Annotated in this window: 15 protein-coding genes and 1 riboswitch; of the genes, 6 read left to right on the top strand and 9 right to left on the bottom strand. The window is 67.0% G+C overall.

Annotation, left to right across the window (positions count from 1 at the left end; genetic code table 11):
• Positions 1 to 35: 35 nt before the first annotated feature.
• The 4 genes from rpmA to ACIQCN_RS02920 all read right to left on the bottom strand — a co-directional run bounded on the left by rpmA (position 36) and on the right by ACIQCN_RS02920 (position 6,143).
• Complete coding sequence (rpmA, locus tag ACIQCN_RS02935) at positions 36 to 299, bottom strand: 50S ribosomal protein L27 (protein ID WP_009372867.1); 264 nt, start codon at positions 297 to 299, stop codon at positions 36 to 38.
• 61 nt (positions 300 to 360) lie between these two features.
• Entirely contained in the window at positions 361 to 669 is a 309-nt protein-coding gene (gene rplU, locus ACIQCN_RS02930; protein ID WP_003803420.1) for a 50S ribosomal protein L21, read from the bottom strand.
• A 334-nt stretch (positions 670 to 1,003) separates the two neighbouring features.
• Positions 1,004 to 2,527: a bifunctional hydroxymethylpyrimidine kinase/phosphomethylpyrimidine kinase gene (locus tag ACIQCN_RS02925; protein WP_400609303.1), complete on the bottom strand. Its 1,524-nt coding sequence runs from the start codon at positions 2,525 to 2,527 to the stop codon at positions 1,004 to 1,006.
• A riboswitch (TPP riboswitch) is annotated at positions 2,517 to 2,614 on the bottom strand. Its footprint overlaps the gene before it by 11 nt.
• A gap of 118 nt (positions 2,615 to 2,732) precedes the next feature.
• Entirely contained in the window at positions 2,733 to 6,143 is a 3,411-nt protein-coding gene (locus ACIQCN_RS02920; RefSeq protein WP_400609301.1) for an Rne/Rng family ribonuclease, read from the bottom strand.
• A 441-nt stretch (positions 6,144 to 6,584) separates the two neighbouring features.
• Here ACIQCN_RS02920 and ACIQCN_RS02915 point away from each other — a divergent pair, with 441 nt between their 5' ends.
• Both ACIQCN_RS02915 and ACIQCN_RS02910 read left to right on the top strand, forming a co-directional pair.
• A complete protein-coding gene (locus ACIQCN_RS02915; protein WP_400609299.1) occupies positions 6,585 to 7,301 on the top strand; it encodes a vitamin K epoxide reductase family protein in 717 nt (238 codons plus the stop codon).
• A 146-nt stretch (positions 7,302 to 7,447) separates the two neighbouring features.
• Complete coding sequence (locus ACIQCN_RS02910) at positions 7,448 to 7,735, top strand: hypothetical protein (protein ID WP_400603460.1); 288 nt, start codon at positions 7,448 to 7,450, stop codon at positions 7,733 to 7,735.
• A 131-nt stretch (positions 7,736 to 7,866) separates the two neighbouring features.
• Here ACIQCN_RS02910 and ndk read toward each other — a convergent pair whose 3' ends face one another.
• From ndk to ileS, 4 genes are read right to left on the bottom strand one after another with little or no spacing between them, the layout of a single operon-like run.
• Positions 7,867 to 8,286, bottom strand: a complete 420-nt coding sequence (ndk, locus tag ACIQCN_RS02905; RefSeq protein WP_400603458.1) for a nucleoside-diphosphate kinase — start codon at positions 8,284 to 8,286, stop codon at positions 7,867 to 7,869.
• Positions 8,287 to 8,327: 41 nt separating this feature from the next.
• A complete protein-coding gene (locus ACIQCN_RS02900; RefSeq protein WP_400603456.1) occupies positions 8,328 to 8,798 on the bottom strand; it encodes a DUF4233 domain-containing protein in 471 nt (156 codons plus the stop codon).
• A 2-nt stretch (positions 8,799 to 8,800) separates the two neighbouring features.
• Positions 8,801 to 10,171, bottom strand: a complete 1,371-nt coding sequence (locus ACIQCN_RS02895; protein WP_400603455.1) for a bifunctional folylpolyglutamate synthase/dihydrofolate synthase — start codon at positions 10,169 to 10,171, stop codon at positions 8,801 to 8,803.
• A gap of 4 nt (positions 10,172 to 10,175) precedes the next feature.
• Positions 10,176 to 13,493: an isoleucine--tRNA ligase gene (ileS, locus tag ACIQCN_RS02890; protein ID WP_400609297.1), complete on the bottom strand. Its 3,318-nt coding sequence runs from the start codon at positions 13,491 to 13,493 to the stop codon at positions 10,176 to 10,178.
• A 419-nt stretch (positions 13,494 to 13,912) separates the two neighbouring features.
• On the opposite strand from ileS, the gene ACIQCN_RS02885 reads away from it, so the two are divergent.
• The 4 genes from ACIQCN_RS02885 to ACIQCN_RS02870 all read left to right on the top strand — a co-directional run bounded on the left by ACIQCN_RS02885 (position 13,913) and on the right by ACIQCN_RS02870 (position 16,887).
• The gene (locus tag ACIQCN_RS02885) at positions 13,913 to 14,458 is read left to right on the top strand and encodes a hypothetical protein (protein ID WP_400603453.1); all 546 of its coding nucleotides are present in this window, start codon (positions 13,913 to 13,915) and stop codon (positions 14,456 to 14,458) included.
• Complete coding sequence (locus ACIQCN_RS02880) at positions 14,431 to 15,666, top strand: sensor histidine kinase (RefSeq protein ID WP_400609295.1); 1,236 nt, start codon at positions 14,431 to 14,433, stop codon at positions 15,664 to 15,666. Before ACIQCN_RS02885 ends, ACIQCN_RS02880 begins: the two co-directional genes overlap by 28 nt.
• Positions 15,656 to 16,363, top strand: coding sequence for a response regulator (locus ACIQCN_RS02875; protein WP_400609294.1), 708 nt, complete (start codon positions 15,656 to 15,658; stop codon positions 16,361 to 16,363). Before ACIQCN_RS02880 ends, ACIQCN_RS02875 begins: the two co-directional genes overlap by 11 nt.
• A 137-nt stretch (positions 16,364 to 16,500) precedes the next feature.
• The gene (locus ACIQCN_RS02870; protein ID WP_400609292.1) at positions 16,501 to 16,887 is read left to right on the top strand and encodes a hypothetical protein; all 387 of its coding nucleotides are present in this window, start codon (positions 16,501 to 16,503) and stop codon (positions 16,885 to 16,887) included.
• Positions 16,888 to 16,894: 7 nt separating this feature from the next.
• On the opposite strand, the gene ACIQCN_RS02865 is transcribed toward ACIQCN_RS02870, so the two are convergent.
• Positions 16,895 to 17,656 (bottom strand): SDR family oxidoreductase, encoded by a 762-nt coding sequence (locus ACIQCN_RS02865; RefSeq protein WP_400603449.1) that lies wholly within the window; start codon positions 17,654 to 17,656, stop codon positions 16,895 to 16,897.
• Between the last annotated feature and the right edge of the window lie 20 nt (positions 17,657 to 17,676).

Raw genomic sequence — 17,676 nt, 5'->3', positions numbered from 1 at the left:
CCGTATGGCCCGCTCCACCGCTTCAGAACTGTTTGTTACTCTGCAGCTGCAGCAGCAACGATGTTGACGACGCGACGACCGCGGCGGGTGCCGAATTCAACGGCGCCCGGGGTCAGTGCGAACAGGGTGTCGTCGCCGCCACGGCCAACGCCGGCGCCCGGGTGGAAGTGGGTGCCGCGCTGGCGGACGATGATCTCGCCTGCGGAAACAACCTGGCCGCCGAAGCGCTTCACGCCGAGGTACTGAGCGTTGGAGTCACGACCGTTGCGAGTGGAGCTCGCGCCCTTTTTATGTGCCATCTGAAATGCCTGCCTCTAAATTCTGGGGAATCTGCTGAAAAAGCTGAACAGTAACCGGTGGTTACTTGATGCCGGTGATCTTGACCTTGGTCAGTTCCTGGCGGTGACCCTGGCGCTTCTTGTAACCGGTCTTGTTCTTGAACTTCTGGATGACAATCTTAGGACCACGGAGGTCCTGGAGGATCTCAGCCGTAACAGTCACCTTGGCCAGGTCAGCAGCGGCGGAGGTGACCTTGTCACCGTCTACCAGGAGCAGTGCGGGCAGCTCAATGGTGCTGCCGGCTCCACCGGCGACGCGGTTCAGGGTAACGAAGTCTCCAACGGAAACCTTCTCTTGGCGGCCGCCTGCGCGGACAATCGCGTACACCACTTGGGAACTCACTTCTCTCGACGTTTATTACTAAATTTGCGTGCGGCACCCGGCGCTGAATGGCTGGGTTTCCGCTGTGCCTCAACGCCGTGGATTTCCCGGGGGAACCCGTGAGCTATCCCGGAAGATTCCGCTGCATGTCCTGGACACGCGGCGGCCCCCCAGGGTCATAACCCAAGTGTTGGCGTAAGCACCGAAGATCTAGAATACGCTAGTTTTGGCTTCGGCCGCAAATGAGGCTGGTTCCGGCGGGTCGTCTGTGATAGTGGCCACAGGTTGCTCCGGCGCCGGGACCGTGCGTCACTATATTAGCCGCGGCGGGGCCCCGCCGGGGTCAGCAATGAAGGCGCGGCGCGTCGAAAAAATCCACTTCCAGGCGGCAGGACTGCCGGAACGCCGTTGCCATGGCAGCCCGGTCGGCCTCAGACGCGTTCCGGCCGGCATCATCCACAATCGCCACCGCCCGGCGCGTTGCCGCCGCGAAGGCCTCGTCCGCGTAGGTGCGCAGCCATTCGGCGTACGGATGGCCTGCTGGCTCACCCGCTGCCACGAAAGCTGCGTGCAGAGTCCGCCCCACCTCCGCATACAGCCAGAAACAGGGCAGGACCGCAGCGGCCAGTACCGCATAACTGCCCGACGCCGACGCCGCAGTCAGGTGGTCCACGTACGCCTTGGTCACGGGGCCAAGTCCGCCCTGGGCAGGCCTCGTGTTCAGCCAGGACCGGTGCAGCCCGGATTCAACTTCAAGGCACTGCTGCGCGGACCTGGCCCAGAAGAGCTGTTCCGCCTCCGTGGGGGCCAGCGCACTGGCCCTCGCCAGCACGCGGGAGTACCCGGCCAGGTAGATGGCATCCTGGGCGAGGTAATACGCGAATTCGCTTTCGGGCAGGGTGCCGGCGGCCAGCGACCGAATGAACGGCAGGGCGTGGATTTGCCCGAGGTGATCCTCGGCGTCAGCCCAAAGCTGTTGGGCGAAGGAGCCCTCCGCCCGGAAAACCGGCTGGTGGTGGAAATGGTGCACGGGCCCGTTGCCGGTTCCCACGGAGAGCCGATCCGAAGCGGCGAGGGCGCCCGCGAGCCACGGCTTGACCTCCCGCAGCGACGCTTCCCAGTCACCCAGCCGGGCCTGCATCGTGGCCATGGCCGACGACAGCGAGCAGCCCGTACCGTGGCTGTTCCGCGTAGCGATCCGCTCCCCCGGCAGTTCCACCACCTCCGCCGACAGTCGGCCGGACGTATCCACCAGGGCATCCGGGCAGTCCCGGCCGGCGAGGTGGCCGCCCTTAACCAGGATGGTGGCTCCCGTGGTCCGGGCAAGGCAGCGGCCCTGGTCCAGCGCGCCGACCCAGGTCGACTGCAGCCCGCCGCCTGCCAGGAGGGCAAGTTCGGCCAGGTTGGGGGTGATGAGGTCGGCCAGCGGCAACAGGTCCCCCAGCGCGGCCTCGGCGGACTCCTGAAGGAGCCGGTCACCGCTGGTGGCAACCATCACCGGATCGAGGACGACGACGGCCGGGCGCGCCTTTTCGAGCCAGGTCCGGACCACCTCAATCACCGCGGCCTCCCCCAGCATGCCGATCTTGACCGCGTCCACGGTGATGTCTTCGCTGATGGCGTCCAGCTGCTGTGCAAGGAAGGCTGCGGGCGGAACATGCACCGCACGCACGCCACGGGTGTTTTGCGCAGTGAGCGCGGTGATGGCAGCCATTCCGTAGCCACCGAGGGCGGCGATGCTCTTCAGGTCCGCCTGGATGCCCGCGCCGCCGGAGGGATCGGAACCCGCAATGGACAGGACCCGCGGAACGCTGCGCACTGTGGCAGTGGTTTCCGGCGGTTGCAGCTGGACAGTGGTCGACGACAAGAGACATCCCTTCGCCGGTGCTAACCGGACAGGTTCAACGGGTCTGGATCTCAGCCGGCCCTCTGCGCGGCACCCCGTGTCGGTTTCCCAGCCTAGTCCTCTTGCCGTCCCGGACGCAGAAATCCCCGCCTTATGAACAACTCCCCCTGTAGTTCAAGGGGCAGCGTCCATGAGACGGGGACTTCCGGAGGGCGTTTGCGCGGAACTACAGCTCCGACGCCGGCACACCGACACCCAGGATGATGGGCTCCTCGGCCCGCTTCCCGGCGGGCCGGGCGGTTCCCGGCGCGGCGGCCGGTGCAGGCTCCGGAGCCTTGGCCGCGTGGGAGTGCCCGGCAGCCGGGGCGGGCACGTTTTCGTGCTGCTCCACCGTGGTTGCGTTGGCTGCGCCCTGGGCACGGCTGGCGCTGCGGTTGCGCCGCGGCCTGCGCTGGCGGGACTGCTCAAGCGTGTGGTCGGAGTAGTCCTTTTCGGCGGCCGCAACTGCCGGAGCCGCAGCAGCTGGAGCAGCCGAAGGGGCCGGCGCGGCGGAGTCAGCGTCCGCAACGGCGGGCACGGCGTCAGGCTGCCGGGCAGGCTCACCCAGGTGGGCGAACGCCTCGGCCAGCCGGTCCAGGGACAGTGAGGGCTGGGGCTGTTGCTCTTCCGTGTGCTCCACGAACGGCAGCGCGACCTTCTCGCCGCCAAAGGTGAGGACGGCTGCGGGCCGGGCGGAAGCACCGGCGTCGCTCTTTTCCGCCTCTTCGCCGCGTCCAGCGGGAACGGGCCCGGCAGCGGGAGCCGGCGCTGCCTGCTTGCCTGCGGCCACCTCGTCATCGTGCAGGTGCGCTGCGTGGGCGGCTGCGGCAATGTTGGCCAGGGCCAGGCGGGTAGCTTCTGCCTTGGCGTGGCGTTCGGCATCCGAAGGGTCCGGGTGGACCGTGTGGACCTGGACCGCGGGTGCCGGTGTTGCCTCAACCTGCTGGCCGCCCCGTCCGCGCCGGCGCTTGCGCTCCGGGCGACCGCCCGGCTGGTTGGCGTCGCCGCGCTGGTTCTCGTTGCGGGACCCCTCCCCCCTGGCCTCGCCGCGGTTGTCGGCGCGGTGAACGTGGTGTTCGGCGGCCACAGTGTTGGCGCGGCGGTGCTCCACGGGATCGTCGTGGGTGATCATGCCGCGGCCTGCGCAGGCCTCGCACTGCTCACCGAAGACTTCCAGGAGTCCGGTGCCCATGCGCTTGCGGGTCATCTGGACCAGGCCGAGCGAGGTGACCTCGGCAACCTGGTGCTTGGTGCGGTCACGGCCCAGGCACTCCACCAGGCGGCGCAGGACCAGGTCGCGGTTGGACTCGAGCACCATGTCGATGAAGTCGATGACGATGATGCCGCCGATGTCCCGGAGGCGCAGCTGGCGCACCACTTCCTCGGCTGCCTCAAGGTTGTTCTTGGTGACGGTCTCTTCCAGGTTTCCGCCGCTGCCCGTGAACTTGCCGGTGTTGACGTCCACCACGGTCATGGCTTCGGTCCGGTCGATCACCAGAGAGCCGCCCGAGGGCAGGAAGACCTTGCGTTCCAGGGCCTTGTGGATCTGCTCGTCGATGCGCCAGGCGGAGAAGATGTCCTGGTCCTGGGTCCATTTTTCCAGCCGGCCCACCAGGTCCGGGGCCACATAGGTCACGTAGGCCTCGATGGTGTCCCAGGCTTCCTCGCCGGAAACGATGAGCTTGGAGAAGTCCTCGTTGAAGACGTCACGGACCACTTTGATGGTCAGGTCAGGTTCGCCGTAGAGCAGTTCCGGGGCAAGAATCTTGGTGGACCTGGACTGGCTCTCGATGCCCTCCCACTGCGCGCGGAGGCGGTTGATGTCGTGCGTCAGCTCTTCCTCGGAGGCGCCTTCGGCGGCCGTACGCACGATGACCCCGGCGTGCTCCGGGAGGCGGTCCTTGAGGATGCGCTTGAGGCGGTTGCGTTCCACGTCCGGCAGCTTCCGGGAGATGCCGGTCATGGAGCCGCCCGGAACGTACACCAGGTAGCGCCCCGGCAGCGAAATCTGGCTGGTGAGGCGCGCGCCCTTGTGGCCCACCGGGTCCTTGGTGACCTGGACCAGCACGGTATCCCCGGACTTCAGCGCGTTTTCGATGCGGCGCTGCTTGCCCTCGAGGTTCACGGCGTCCCAGTTGACTTCGCCGGCGTAAAGGACGGCGTTTCGGCCGCGTCCGATGTCCACGAACGCAGCTTCCATGGAGGGCAGCACGTTCTGGACCTTGCCCAGGTAAACGTTGCCGATCAGCGAGTCCTGCTGGGTTTTGGAGACAAAGTGCTCTGCCAGCACGCCGTCTTCCAGGACGCCGATCTGGATTCTGTCATCGCGCTGGCGGACGATCATCTGGCGGTCCACGGATTCCCGGCGAGCCAGGAACTCGGCCTCAGTGATGACGGTGCGGCGGCGGCCGGTGTCCCGCGATTCGCGGCGGCGCTGCTTCTTGGCCTCCAGTCGGGTGGAACCCTTGACGCTGGTGACGCGGTTGCTGGCCGGAACGTCGCTTACGGAGCGGGGGGCGCGGACGCGGGTCACCGTGTTGGGCGGGTCATCGTCCTCGCCGCCGGTGAGTTCAAGGTCCTGGTCGCCACGACGGCGGCGGCGCCGGCGGCGGGACGTCACCACGCCATCCTCGGCCGGCCCGGTGGAGTCCTCGTCGGCGCCGTCCGTGGTGTCTGAGCCTTCCTGGCCGTCCACGGTTTCGACGTCGCGGTCAGAGCGGCTGCGGCCCCGACGGCCCCGGCTGCGGCGGCGGCGCCGGTTGCCGGATTCCTCGGAGTCGTCCTCGTCCTCGTCTTCCTGGTCCGCTTCCACGGCGGCTGCCGCCGGACGGGCAACAGTGCTCAGGTCCGGGGCCTGGAACAGGACCGAGGTAGCCGAACCGGGTTCCATGAACAGCGAGCCAAACGCTGTGGCGGGGGCTGTTTCTTCGACCGGTTCTTCGCTGGCGGGTTCCGCGGTGGCGGCTTGCGCGGCGACAGGTTCCTCTGTCCCGGGCGCGGCGACAGGTTCTTCGGCGGACGGTGCGGTGGCAGGCGCTTCCACCGCGGTGGCTGCAGCTGCTGCTCCCACCACTGCTGGTTCAAGGCCGGCTTCCGCCGTTTCCGCGCCAGTGGCGGCCTGCACCTTGCGCGTTGACGTACGACGGCGGCGCACCGGCTTCGCGTCCGGCCCGTCTGGGGTGTCCTGGCTGGATTCTGCCGGCGCGCCAGGTTCGTGGGCAGTTGCCTCGGCCGGGGGAACTTCCGCACCTGTTTGAGCCGTTTCAGCAGCGGGCTCTGCTGCGTCCGGCTTCTTGCGGGACCGCGTGCGCCGGGCCGGGGCAGCTTTGGCCGGGACCGGAGTTTCCTCTGCAGAACCTGCTCCAGCGGCAGCCTCGGCCGGCGCAGAAGTGGTCGGTGCAGACGTGGTCGGTGCAGACGTGGTCGGTGCAGACCCAGCCGGAGCAGTCCCGGCCGCAGTCGGACTATCCGCTGCCGTTACTTCTGCGGCGTCCTTCCCGGGCGCAGCCTTGCGCCGGGTCCTGGCGGCCTTCTTGGGGGCAACTGCGGCCGCCGCACCAGCATCTTCGTTAACGGCCAAACCTTGTTCATTTTCCATATGTGGCAACACTCCTGCCCCTGACGTACCGCCACATCCGGCACCCATTGGGGCAAATATTGTCAAAACCCGCAGGCGTTGACAGAAGTCAAGTGGATACTCCCAGGTTCGCACCGGCGTTGGGGTGCGGCAGCCCTTGGGAGCCGGCAGGATGTTCTGAAACCCGTTGTTCTACGTGCCACAACCAGGTGCCGCCCAATGGAGTCGCGGGAGTCTGATCCGAATAAAACCGAAGCCTGCCCTGCTCATCATTGGCGGTCTTGCAAACAAGCCACCGGACCGGAGTCCGAATGTGGATCGGCTTCCAGCCACGCTTATTGTCTCACACCCCGGCAATCACAGGGCGGAAGCGCGGCCCGGACCCGCCCGGCTGGGCGGCCCTCCCAGCACGCGGCGTTACAATCGGGGCAGGAGCACCCTGACGAAAAGGACGCTATGCCAATGCCCAGCATCTCCCCCGCCAACGGCACGCCTGCACTGGACGGTTCAGCAGCGGACAGGACTGCCATGGACCGGGCCGCACTGGACCGGAAAGGCGGCCCGGCCGCCGGGAGCGCCGCGTCCGTCCCCGCGATGACCCGCACCCGGCCGTTCGGCTGGCTCCTGGTGATTACCGGCGTCGTTGGCTGGTTTGCCTCCGGCGTGCTGGTGCTGGAGAAGCTCGAAGTCCTCAAGGACCCCGGCCACACTACGGTGTGCGACGTAAACCCGTGGATCTCCTGCGGACAGGTCATGCAGACATGGCAAAGTTCGGTGTTCGGCTTCCCAAACATGTTCATCGGAATTGTGGCGTTCGCGGTGGTGATCACCATCGGCATGGCCTTGTTGGCGGGCGCAACTTTCGCGCGGTGGTACTGGATTGGCCTGCAGGTCGGCGTGACGCTGGGATTCGCCTTCGTGGTGTGGCTCTGGTCCCAGGCTCTCTATGTCATTAATATCCTCTGCCCGTTCTGCATGGTGGTGTGGGCCGCCATGATTCCCCTGTTCGTCTGGGTGACCATCCGCAACATCACTGCCGGCGTTATCCCCGTTCCGGCCAGGGCGGCCCGCGTCCTGGGCGATTCGGGCTGGGTGGTCACTGCCTTGCTGTATGTTGCGGTGATTGCCACGATCTTCTTCGCCTTCATCCAGGTATTCGCCGGAACCTCCGGATACTAGGTCTGCGGCTACGGATCCGCTGCTGCGAAACATGAGTACCTGCTACTCGTGCCAAGGCAGCATGTCGGCGTTCTGATGGAACTTCCCAACAGCGGGAAACCGTTCGGAGCGGACGGTAATTCCTTCAGACGAGAGGATCCATTGCAATGCGCAAAAACCTTTTCAGGGCAGCAATACCGATGGCGCTGGGTCTGTGCCTGGCCGGCGGCGCAGGCGTGCCGGCCATGGCCGCAACTCCGCCGGCCGCCGAGCAATCACCTTTGGGCGGAGAACACGCCCACCAGCACGTCGTCATGACTCCCAGTGGCTGCGTGGATATCGACCAGGTTCTGTTTGAGCCTGACGTCAGGGGCCTGCACCGTGCCGCTAATGAATCGGGACCGGCCAAGGGCCCCTGGCACATCTTCCCCGGGCTTGGCTGCGACGATCTTTAACGTCAAACAGCCTGGCACCCGCAGCTGGAGCTGCAGGTGCCGGGCTGGAGTCCTGTGGGACGGACAGGCGGCTCCGGCTGCCCGGACCACCTGTCCGTCCATCCCCGGCGTGGCTGCCGGGGCACGGAGCATCAGTCCTGGAACCAGATCTTGATCTCGCGTTCGGCTGACTCGGTGGAGTCGGAGCCGTGCACCAGGTTCTGCTGGACCTTCAGGCCCCAGTCGCGGCCGAAGTCGCCGCGGATGGTGCCGGGGGCCGCCGTCGTCGGGTCCGTGGTGCCGGCCAGGGAACGGAAGCCTTCGATGACCCGGTGCCCCTCGAAGATCGCAGCCACCACCGGGCCGCTGAGCATGAACTCCACGAGGGGCTCGTAGAACGGCTTGCCTACGTGCTCTTCGTAGTGCTGCTCGAGCAGTTCGCGGGTGGCGTCCACCTTCTTGAGTTCTGCCAGGGTGTAGCCCTTGGCTTCGATCCGGCCGAGGATGGCGCCGGTCAGGTTACGGGCGACGCCGTCTGGCTTAATCAGGACGAGGGTGCGCTCAGTGGTCACAACTGCTCCAATGCGTTTTTGGGGGGATTTCGGAAATTAGTCTACGGGGCCTGGTCCGGATGCGCCTGGCCATGGCCTGCCTGGTCAGGATGTGCCGCTTCCCACTCGGCCTGTTCCCGTTCGCGCTGGGCTCCTTCACGGTCCAGCCTGATTCCGGTCCGGATGCCGTACCACCAGGCGAGCGCAAACATGGCGCCCACCAGGAACATGGCCGGTTCAATGAAGCCGGTGAGGATCAGCACCGCCTGCAGCGCCCAGCCCAGGCCGATGCCCCACGGCCGGCTGAGGAAAGCGCACGCTGCCACCATCACCAGGCTGAGGCAAATGCCCACGGACAGGATGAGGACAGGGGAAATCTCGCCGCGCCGCAGGCCGAAGACCGCCAGTGTGGCAAAGAACATCACGAACGCTTCGAGCAGGAGCACGGAGGACGCGAACATGACCTTGGTGGAGCGCCGTTTCTTCGGCATGCCCGGCCGCCATTCGCGCTGGGCCTTGGTGAGCCTGGCCATCGCTATGCCTCCGTCTTCCCGAGCAGGATGCGGGCTTCGGCCACCAGGGTGATGGAGCCGGTGACCAGCACGCCGCCGGACAGGTCGTCGTTCGCCTCGGCCCGTTCGACGGCCCACTCGATGGCGTCGTCGAGCTTCTCAGCGATGTGCACGTTGTCCTCGCCGAAGCCCAGGTCCACTGCGAGTTCGGCCAGCTCCGCGGCAGGCACTGCGCGCGGCGAATTGGACTGCGTGAAGCAGTATTCTTCCGCAACCTCCCCCAGGGACTCCTTCAGCTGGCGCAGGATCTCTTCGGCGTCTTTTTCCTTCAGCACCCCGACCACCGGCACCAGCCGGGTGAAGGTGAAGGCTTCCTGCAGGGCGGCGGCCGAGGCCTTGATGCCGTCCGGGTTGTGCGCGGCGTCCACGATGATAGTGGGTGCGGTCCGCACTACCTCCAGCCGGCCCGGTGAGGTCACCTCAGCGAAGCCTTCCTGCAGCACTGCGAAGTCCAGCTCCTTCCCGCCGCCGAAGAACGCCTCCAGCGCCGCGATGGCCACGGCGGCATTCTGGGCCTGGTGGGCACCGTGGAGGGGCACCAACAGGTCGGGGTAGCGGCCGGCGATGCCCTGGACGGTCACCATCTGGCCGCCGACGGCAACCGTCCGGGATTCGACGCCGAACTCCACGCCTTCAAAGCGGAACGGCACCCCTACGTCCTTGGCTTTCTCGAGCAGCACCTGGGCGGCGTCCAGTGGCTGGGCGGCACTGATGAGGTAGCCGCCGGGCTTGATGATCCCGGCCTTTTCGTGCGCGATGTCCTCCGTGGTGTCGCCCAGCAGGTCCGTATGGTCCAGGGAGATCGGCGTGACCACCGAAACCTGGCCGTCGCCAACGTTGGTGGCATCGGTGATGCCGCCAAGGCCAACCTCGATGACGGCCACGTTCACCGGCTGGTCCGCGAACACGGCGAATGCCAGGATGGTAAGGCACTCGAAGTAGGTCAGGCGCGGCTGGCCTTCGGCCTCCAGCTCCGCGTCCACGATCTGCAGGTACGGGCGGATTTCGTCCCAGATCCGGACGAATGTCTCATCCGGGACCGGGTGCCCGTCAATGCTGATGCGTTCGGTCACCTTGGACAGGTGCGGGCTGGTGTAGCGTCCGGTGCTCAGGCCGTGGGCGCGCAGCACCGATTCGATCATGCGGGAGGTGGACGTCTTGCCGTTGGTTCCGGTGATGTGGATGATCGGGAACGCCTTGTTGGGCTCGCCCAGCACGTCCATGGCGCGGAAGAGCGGTGCGAGCCGGGGCTCCATTTTGTTCTCCGGCGCGCGTCCCAGCAGTTCGGCGTAGACGCTTTCGACCGAAAATTCGTCGGGCGTGTGTTCGGACATGTGGTCAGGCCTCCACTTTCGACACCATGACGGCAGGCTCGTCAAGGTCCGCCGGTTCGGCGGTGAGGTCCACGCTCAGCGTTTCCCCCTTGACCAGCTCTGCATTGGCCAGCAGTGCGTCCACCACGTTCTGACGGGCGGACACAGAGGTCCGGATCCGGTCGCTGACGTTCAGTCCGGCATCCTTGCGGGCCTGCTGGATGGCGCGGACCATGTCGCGGGCCAGGCCTTCGGCTTCCAGCTCCGGGGTGACCTCGGTGTTGAGGACCACGAAGCCGCCGCCGGGCAGCACCGCCACCGACGCGGAGACGCCCCCGGACTCAGCCACCACGGTCTCCAGGGCGTACTCCTGCGGTTCCAGCTCCAGGCCCCCGGCGGTCACAACGCCGGAATCCGAGACTGACCAGTCGCCGGACTTGGAGCCCTTGATAGCCGCCTGGACGTTCTTGCCCAGTCGCGGGCCGGCCGCGCGGGCGTTGACCACCAGCTTCTGCTGGATGCCGAATTCCTCCGGAGCGGCCGTGGCTGCGTCCAGCAGGCGGACCGAGCGCAGGTTCAGTTCATCGGCGACGACGGCGGCGAACCCGTCCAGCGCATCCGCGCCGGGTGCCACCACAGTCAGTTCCTGCAGCGGCAGGCGGACGCGCAGGTTCGCGGCCTTGCGCAGCGACGAGCCCGTGGAGCAGATCTGCTGGACCCGCTCCATGGCTTCGACCAGCTCCGGGTTGGCCGGGAACAGGCTGGCATCCGGCCAGTCTGCCAGGTGCACCGAACGGCCGCCTGTCAGTCCGCGCCAGATCTCCTCCGAAACCAGGGGCAGCAAGGATGCTGCCGTCCGGGTAACGGTTTCCAGGGCTGTGAAGAGCGCGTCGAAGGCATCGTGGTCCTCGTCGAAGAACCGCTGGCGGCTGCGCCGGACGTACCAGTTGGTCAGCATGTCCAGGTAGCCGCGCAGCGCGTCGCAGGCACCGGAAATGTCGTACTCGTCCAGCTTGGCGGTCATGGTCCGTACCAGCTCGCCGGTGTGTGCCAGCAGGTATTGGTCCAGGGTGTCGGCGTAGCCGCCATAGCGCAGCTTCGCGTCGTAGCCTCCACCGCCGTTCGCCGCGTTGGTGTAGAGCGTGAAGAAGCTGTACACGTTCCACAGCGGCAGGATGACCTGGCGGACGCCGTCGCGGATGCCCTGTTCGGTGACGATCAGGTTGCCGCCGCGGAGGATCGGGCTGGACATCAGGAACCAGCGCATGGCGTCGGACCCGTCGCGGTCCAGGACCTCGGACACGTCCGGGTAGTTGCGCAGGCTCTTGGACATCTTCTGCCCGTCGGAGCCAAGCACGATGCCGTGGCTGATGACGTTGCGGAACGCCGGCCGGTCGAACAGGGCCGTCGAGAGGATGTGCAGCATGTAGAACCAGCCACGGGTCTGCCCGATGTACTCGACGATGAAGTCGGCGGGGTTGTGGGTGTCGAACCAGGCTTCGTTCTGGAACGGGTAGTGCACCTGGCCATACGGCATGGAGCCTGAATCGAACCAGACGTCCAGCACATCCTCAACACGGCGCATGACGGACTGGCCCTCTTCGGGCGTGCGGGGATCGTCCGGGTTGGGCCGGGTCAGTTCGTCGATGAACGGCCGGTGCAGGTCCACCTGGCCATCCTTGTTCAGCGGCAGCCGTCCGAAGTCCGCCTCGATTTCGGCCAGTGAGCCGTAGACGTCGGTGCGCGGGTATTCGGGGTCGCTGGACTGCCACACCGGAATGGGGCTGCCCCAGTAGCGGTTGCGGCTGATGGACCAGTCGCGTGCGTTTTCCAGCCATTTGCCGAACTGGCCGTCCTTGACGTTGCCGGGGATCCAGTTGATCTCCTGGTTCAGTTCGGACATCCGGTCCTTGAACTTGGTGACCTCCACGTACCAGGAGGAGACGGCGCGGTAGATCAGCGGATTGCGGCACCGCCAGCAGTGCGGGTAGCTGTGCTCGTAGCTGGCCTGCTTGACCAGCCGGCCCTGGGCGCGGAGTACCTGGGTGATGGGCTTGTTCGCTTCGAAGACCTGCAGTCCCGCGATGTCGTGCAGGTCGCCGTGCTTGAAGAGCGGCAGGAACTTGGCGCCCTCATCGACAGAGAGGATCACCGGAATGCCGGCCTCTTCGCAGATTTTCTGGTCGTCTTCACCGTACGCCGGCGCCTGGTGGACGATGCCCGTACCGTCGGTGGTGGTGACGTAGTCCGCGGCGAGGATCCGCCAGGCGTTGTCCATGCCGTATTTTTCGTTGTCGCTGAAGTCCAGCCACAGCGGCCGGTAGGCCAGGCCGGCCAGTTCGGAGCCGGTGTGCGTCGAGCTGATCGCAGCGGCTGCTGCGGCGGCGTCCTCGTAGCCCAGGTCCTTGGCATATGCCGGCAGCAGGTCAACGGCCAGCAGGAAACTTCCCGTAACGGGCGCATCGGCAGCGGCAGCCTTGATCCCGGTGGGCCCGGCGGGCAGCACTGCGTACGTGATGGAAGGGCCGACGGCGAGCGCGGCGTTGGTGGGCAGCGTCCAGGGCGTGGTGGTCCAGGCGAGCGCCTGTACGCCGGCGAGCTGCTGCGAAAGCTCCGACTCCCCCGCCAGGATGGGGAACGTGACGGTGACGGTCTGGTCCTGGCGGTTCTTGTAGACATCGTCGTCCATGCGCAGTTCGTGGTTGGACAGCGGCGTCTCGTCCTTCCAGCAGTACGGCAGGACGCGGTAGCCGTTGTACGTCAGGCCCTTGTCGTGCAACTGCTTGAACGCCCAGAGGACGGACTCCATGTACTCGACATTGAGCGTCTTGTAGTCGTTGTCGAAGTCCACCCAGCGGGCCTGCCTGGTCACATAGTCACGCCACTCGTCGGCGTACTTCATGACAGAGGCGCGGCAGGCGTCGTTGAACTTGTCGATGCCCATGGTTTCGATCTGGGTCTTGTCCGTCATCCCCAGCTGCTTCATGGCTTCAAGTTCGGCGGGCAGGCCGTGGGTGTCCCATCCGAACCGGCGCTCGACGCGCTTGCCGCGCTGGGTCTGGTAGCGTCCCACCAGGTCCTTGGCGTAACCGGTGAGCAGGTGCCCGTAGTGCGGCAGCCCGTTGGCGAAGGGAGGGCCGTCGTAGAAAACGAATTCGTTGCTGCCGGGGGCTCCGCCGGGGGCGTCCGCGCTGCGCTGGTCGATGCTGGCCTGGAACGTTCCGTCCTCGGCCCAGTACTTCAGGATGCGTTCTTCGATCTCCGGAAACTTCACGGAGGCGGAAACGCCGGCGCCACTGGGGGAAGTACTGCTGGAGGCTGAGGCCTTGGGGTAATACGTCATTCTCGACATCCTGGGTTGGGCTGGGCGAACCTCCGGCAGCCGCCGGGGATTCCGTTCAGGATGCGAGGACGGCTGCCGTGCTGCCTTTCCGGACTGCACGTGAACCGCGGTACCACCTCACTTACCGGCGCCGCCTGCTCCCGGAGGAACGGGCCGGCCGGCCGCTCATTACTGCTGTAACGGGCTTACCCGTCCGGTTCTACTGGCGACGGGCCACCAAGTGGTGGCCGGCGTGTTCTTCCGGAAGCTCGCCGGTGATAGCCGGGTCGACGCTGCTCGTTCCAGTTTAGGGTGCCCGGACGGCGGATGTCGAAAACATCAGCCGCCGGCGGACCCGGCGGGCCGCCCATCCTGAAGTCTGGACGCCGCGCCTGCCAGGGGAAATACTGCAGGTATCAGGGTCCAAAGGGGAGGATGCCATGCCATACGAAGAAGAAGCAGCTGCATACCCCGGTCCGGAGGAGGTAATTGTCTCCATTCAAGACACGCGCAGTGAGGACGCTGTCGCCGGGCATCTTGCCTGGGGCGAGCTCCTGTCACCGCAGCTGGTGGCTGTCCGCGGCAGTACCGGCTGGACCACGGATGGCCTGGCCCGCTTCGAAGTCCTGCTGGCTGCACCCGAACACATACCGCTGGACGCTGCTGCCATTGAGCGGATCAAGCCCAGGAGGATCGAAGTGATCCCGCCGGCGGCGGACGGCACCGAACGCGGCGCCCTGGTCTGGCTTGCCCAGCTGTCCGGGCTGCCGGCGCCCTACCCGGAAACGCTCGGTCCCGCTGATGCGCCGGGCGGGACGGCTGAAGGTCTCGAAGTCCAGGGCCCCCCGGAGTGGGACCCCGGCGCGGTCCTGGGTCCGGTGGCGGCCCGTGAAGAAGCTCTGCGCCAGGGCCTGGTCCGTCCGTCCGCCGGGTCAGGGGATGAGGAATTCCGGATGTGGTGGTGCTTCATTTTCGGCGGCTGCTGATGCACCGCGGCGGGGGAAACCGGCGCCGCTGGCGGCAATTGGGTGATGCCGCCGCCGTCGTCCTGTGCTATTTGCTGGAGCTGCTGCTGTCCTGGGACAAGGTGTCTGCACCCCATCCCGGCGGTGCCGCGCTTGTTCCCTGGCTGGTGTCGCTCCTGTACGTTCCCCTGCTGTTCCGCCGCAGCCGTCCGGCGGGTGTTTTCGCAGCCGTTGCAGCCGGAAGCGCCGCCATGAGTGTGCTGGTACCGGGCTTTGTTCCGCTATTCAGTGTCTGGCTGGCCTTGTACGCGGCCGCCCTCCTATGCAGGCGCAGCACTGCCATTGCCGCAGCCGCGGCGGCCTGCGCCCTCATTGCACTCAACACCGCTGTGGAAGTGGGCAGGGGCGGCTTCGGGCAGGACCTTGAGGCGGCCACCGTCGGCGCGCTGGGCGGTGTGGTTATCACCCTTGCCGTCTTCGGACTGGGCAGGTGGGTCGCCTGGAGCGTTGAGCAGCGCCGGCTGGCGGCCAGGCACGCCGCAGAACGTGCCATCCGGGAGGAACGCTCCCGGATAGCCCGCGAACTGCACGATGTGGTGGCCCATGCCGTCAGCCTCATGGTGCTGCAGTCCGCCGGTGCCGCCCGCGTCATGCAGGCAAACCCTGCACAGGCTGCCGCGGCCCTGGAGAATGTCGCCCTGCTGGGGAACGAGGCCGTCGTCGAACTGCGAAGGATGCTGGGACTCCTGCATGAGGGCCCGGCGGCAGCTTCGGCGGCCCGCGGAGACACCCCGCCCCAGCACCTGCCCGGTCTTTCCCGGCTTGGTCCTCTGCTCAGGGACGCGGAGCAGGCCGGGATCCGCGTGCACCTTAGGGTCACCGGGGACCCCGTCCCACTGGAACCGGGGGTGGATGTCTCCGCCTACAGGGTGGTGCAGGAAGCCCTTACCAACGCGTCCAGGTATGCGGCCCCGGGCCACACTGTCAGCGTGTTCCTGCACTGGCAGGCCTCAGGGGTGCGGTTGGAGGTCCGTAACCGCTGCGCCCCGGAACGCCGGGATCACCCGCTGTCCACCGGCCACGGGTTGATCGGGATGGCGGAACGCGTGAAGGCAGCTGACGGCCGGCTCGACGCTTGCCGCCGCGGCGACGAATTCGTTGTGGAGGCCGCATTCCCAGGTTCCAACCGCCCGGCGGGTCCTGAGCCGGCAGCCGGCCGTGGGCGGTGACCCTGTGCCGCCGGTCCGCGTCCTGCTGGTCGATGACGAACCCCTGGTGCGCGCCGGCCTGGCCATGCTCCTGGGGGCGGAGCCGGGCATCACGGTTGCCGGGCAGGCCGGAAACGGCCGCGAAGGCGTGGACGCCGCCCGGCGCGGCATTGCCGACGTCGTAGTGATGGACCTGCGCATGCCCGTACTCGATGGGGTGTCGGCAACGAGGGAGCTGACCTCGGACGCGTTCCTGCCGGACGCGCGGCCACTGCCGGTCCTGGTGCTGACCACCTTTGACGGCGACGAACAGCTCTATGCCGCGCTGCGGGCCGGCGCATCCGGCTTCCTCCTCAAAAGCGCGGCTCCGGAAAGCCTGGCGGAGGCGGTGCGTGCACTGGCTCGGGGTGAGGGCTGGCTGGACCCCGCGGTTACCCGGGCGCTGATAGCCCAGTTCGCGGACCGCGCCCCCGACGTCCTGCCTCCGCCTGCGGAGCTTGCCCGGCTTACCCGGCGCGAGCAGGAAATCCTTGCCGCCATGGCCACCGGGCTCAGTAACGCGGACATCGCGGGCAGACTGTTCCTCAGCGAAGCCACCGTCAAGACCCATGTGGGCCGTATCTTTGCCAAGCTGGGACTGCGCGACCGCGCCCAGGCCGTGGCGTTCGCCTACGAAAGCGGCCTCGCCCGCCCGGGCGCCCCCTGGCAGGGAGCTTAGCCCGGGCCCGCCCCTACGCCTGCGGACGTATGGCGCAAATACGCCTGGAGCCTGACGATCCTGACTGCCCGGAAGCGCACAGTTGAGGCATCGCGGGGCCTCAACCGGAAGCCCCCGGGACCTGCAAAGGACAAGCAATGACCATTCCAGCAGCCCCCGGCGTGAACATCCCTCCGACCGCGCGGGCCCCTAAGGGGCGCCGCGGATTCAGGAGGGCCGTGGCGGGTGTCGCCCTCGCCGCAGCCCTGGCGGGCGCCGGCGCCGGCGCCGCGCAGGCTGACGGCCTCGTCGCTCCGGGCTCGTCCACCTACGTCAGCACCAACGTCTGGGGTTCCTCCCGGATCTGCGTGACCAACTATGGAGCCAGCTGGGGCAGCTTTACGCTGTACGCCAGCTTCGCCAGCCCCGAACAGAACTGGGTGCCTGCCTACAGCACCCGCTGCCGCGAGGCCTGGTGGTTCGGGCAGAACGTCCGGGTCCAGAACACCGGCTACACCATGCTGTACGCGTACCGGGCCTTCTGAGCCGGCCTCAGCCCTGCTTCCGGATCAGCTTGTAGTTGGCCGCCTGCGCCACCGGCCTGATGACGATCTGGTCCAGGTTGATGTGGTGCGGCACGCTCACGGCGTACCGCACCACATCCGCCACGTCTTCGGCGGTGAGCGGCTTTTCCACGCCCTGGTAGACCTTCGCCGCCGCCTGGCGGTCGCCCAGCCGGTTGAGGGCGAACTCCTCGGTCTGCACCAAACCGGGGGCAACCTCGACCACCCGGATATTGTTTTCGGCTTCTTCCAGACGGAGCGCGCCCGTCATGGCGTGCTGGGCGAACTTTGCGGCGTTGTATCCGCCGCCGCCCTCGTATGCGGCCAGCCCGGCCGTGGACGTCAGGTTGAGCACGGTACCTTCCCCGTGGGCGCGCAGCATCGGCAGGAACGCACGGGTGAGCTTCATGGTGCCCAGGACATTGACCCGGTACATCCATTCCCAGTCTTCGGTGTCCGCGGAACCCACCGTGTCGGCGCCGCGGGCGCCTCCCGCAATGTTTACCAGTGTGCTGATGCCCCCGGTTTCGGTGACCTGCGCGAGGAGGCGTGCGACGTCGTCGTCCTCTGCAATGTCCGCAGGAAGCGCGACGGCGCCGGTTTCAGCCGCCAGCGCCGCAAGCCTTTCCGCCCGCCGCGCCACGGCGTAAACGGTCCATCCATCGGCCCGCAGTGCCCGGACGGTTGCTTCGCCGATTCCGCTGCTGGCGCCGGTCACCAAAGCTGTCTTGTTCTGCAATTCGTCAGTCATGGCACCACCCTAGCGGGACC

It is taken from the genome of Pseudarthrobacter sp. NPDC092424 (genome assembly GCF_044754925.1).
GTDB lineage: Bacteria > Actinomycetota > Actinomycetes > Actinomycetales > Micrococcaceae > Arthrobacter.
This window is presented reverse-complemented; position numbering and strand designations above follow the sequence as displayed.

Coding starts and splice junctions, on each gene's coding strand:
- rpmA (WP_009372867.1), bottom strand. CDS start 299: ATGGCACATAAAAAGGGCGCGAGCTCCACTCGCAACGGTCGTGACTCC.
- ACIQCN_RS02920 (WP_400609301.1), bottom strand. CDS start 6,143: ATGGAAAATGAACAAGGTTTGGCCGTTAACGAAGATGCTGGTGCGGCG.
- ACIQCN_RS02915 (WP_400609299.1), top strand. CDS start 6,585: ATGCCCAGCATCTCCCCCGCCAACGGCACGCCTGCACTGGACGGTTCA.
- ACIQCN_RS02910 (WP_400603460.1), top strand. CDS start 7,448: ATGCGCAAAAACCTTTTCAGGGCAGCAATACCGATGGCGCTGGGTCTG.
- ACIQCN_RS02900 (WP_400603456.1), bottom strand. CDS start 8,798: ATGGCCAGGCTCACCAAGGCCCAGCGCGAATGGCGGCCGGGCATGCCG.
- ACIQCN_RS02895 (WP_400603455.1), bottom strand. CDS start 10,171: ATGTCCGAACACACGCCCGACGAATTTTCGGTCGAAAGCGTCTACGCC.
- ileS (WP_400609297.1), bottom strand. CDS start 13,493: ATGACGTATTACCCCAAGGCCTCAGCCTCCAGCAGTACTTCCCCCAGT.
- ACIQCN_RS02885 (WP_400603453.1), top strand. CDS start 13,913: ATGCCATACGAAGAAGAAGCAGCTGCATACCCCGGTCCGGAGGAGGTA.
- ACIQCN_RS02870 (WP_400609292.1), top strand. CDS start 16,501: ATGACCATTCCAGCAGCCCCCGGCGTGAACATCCCTCCGACCGCGCGG.
- ACIQCN_RS02865 (WP_400603449.1), bottom strand. CDS start 17,656: ATGACTGACGAATTGCAGAACAAGACAGCTTTGGTGACCGGCGCCAGC.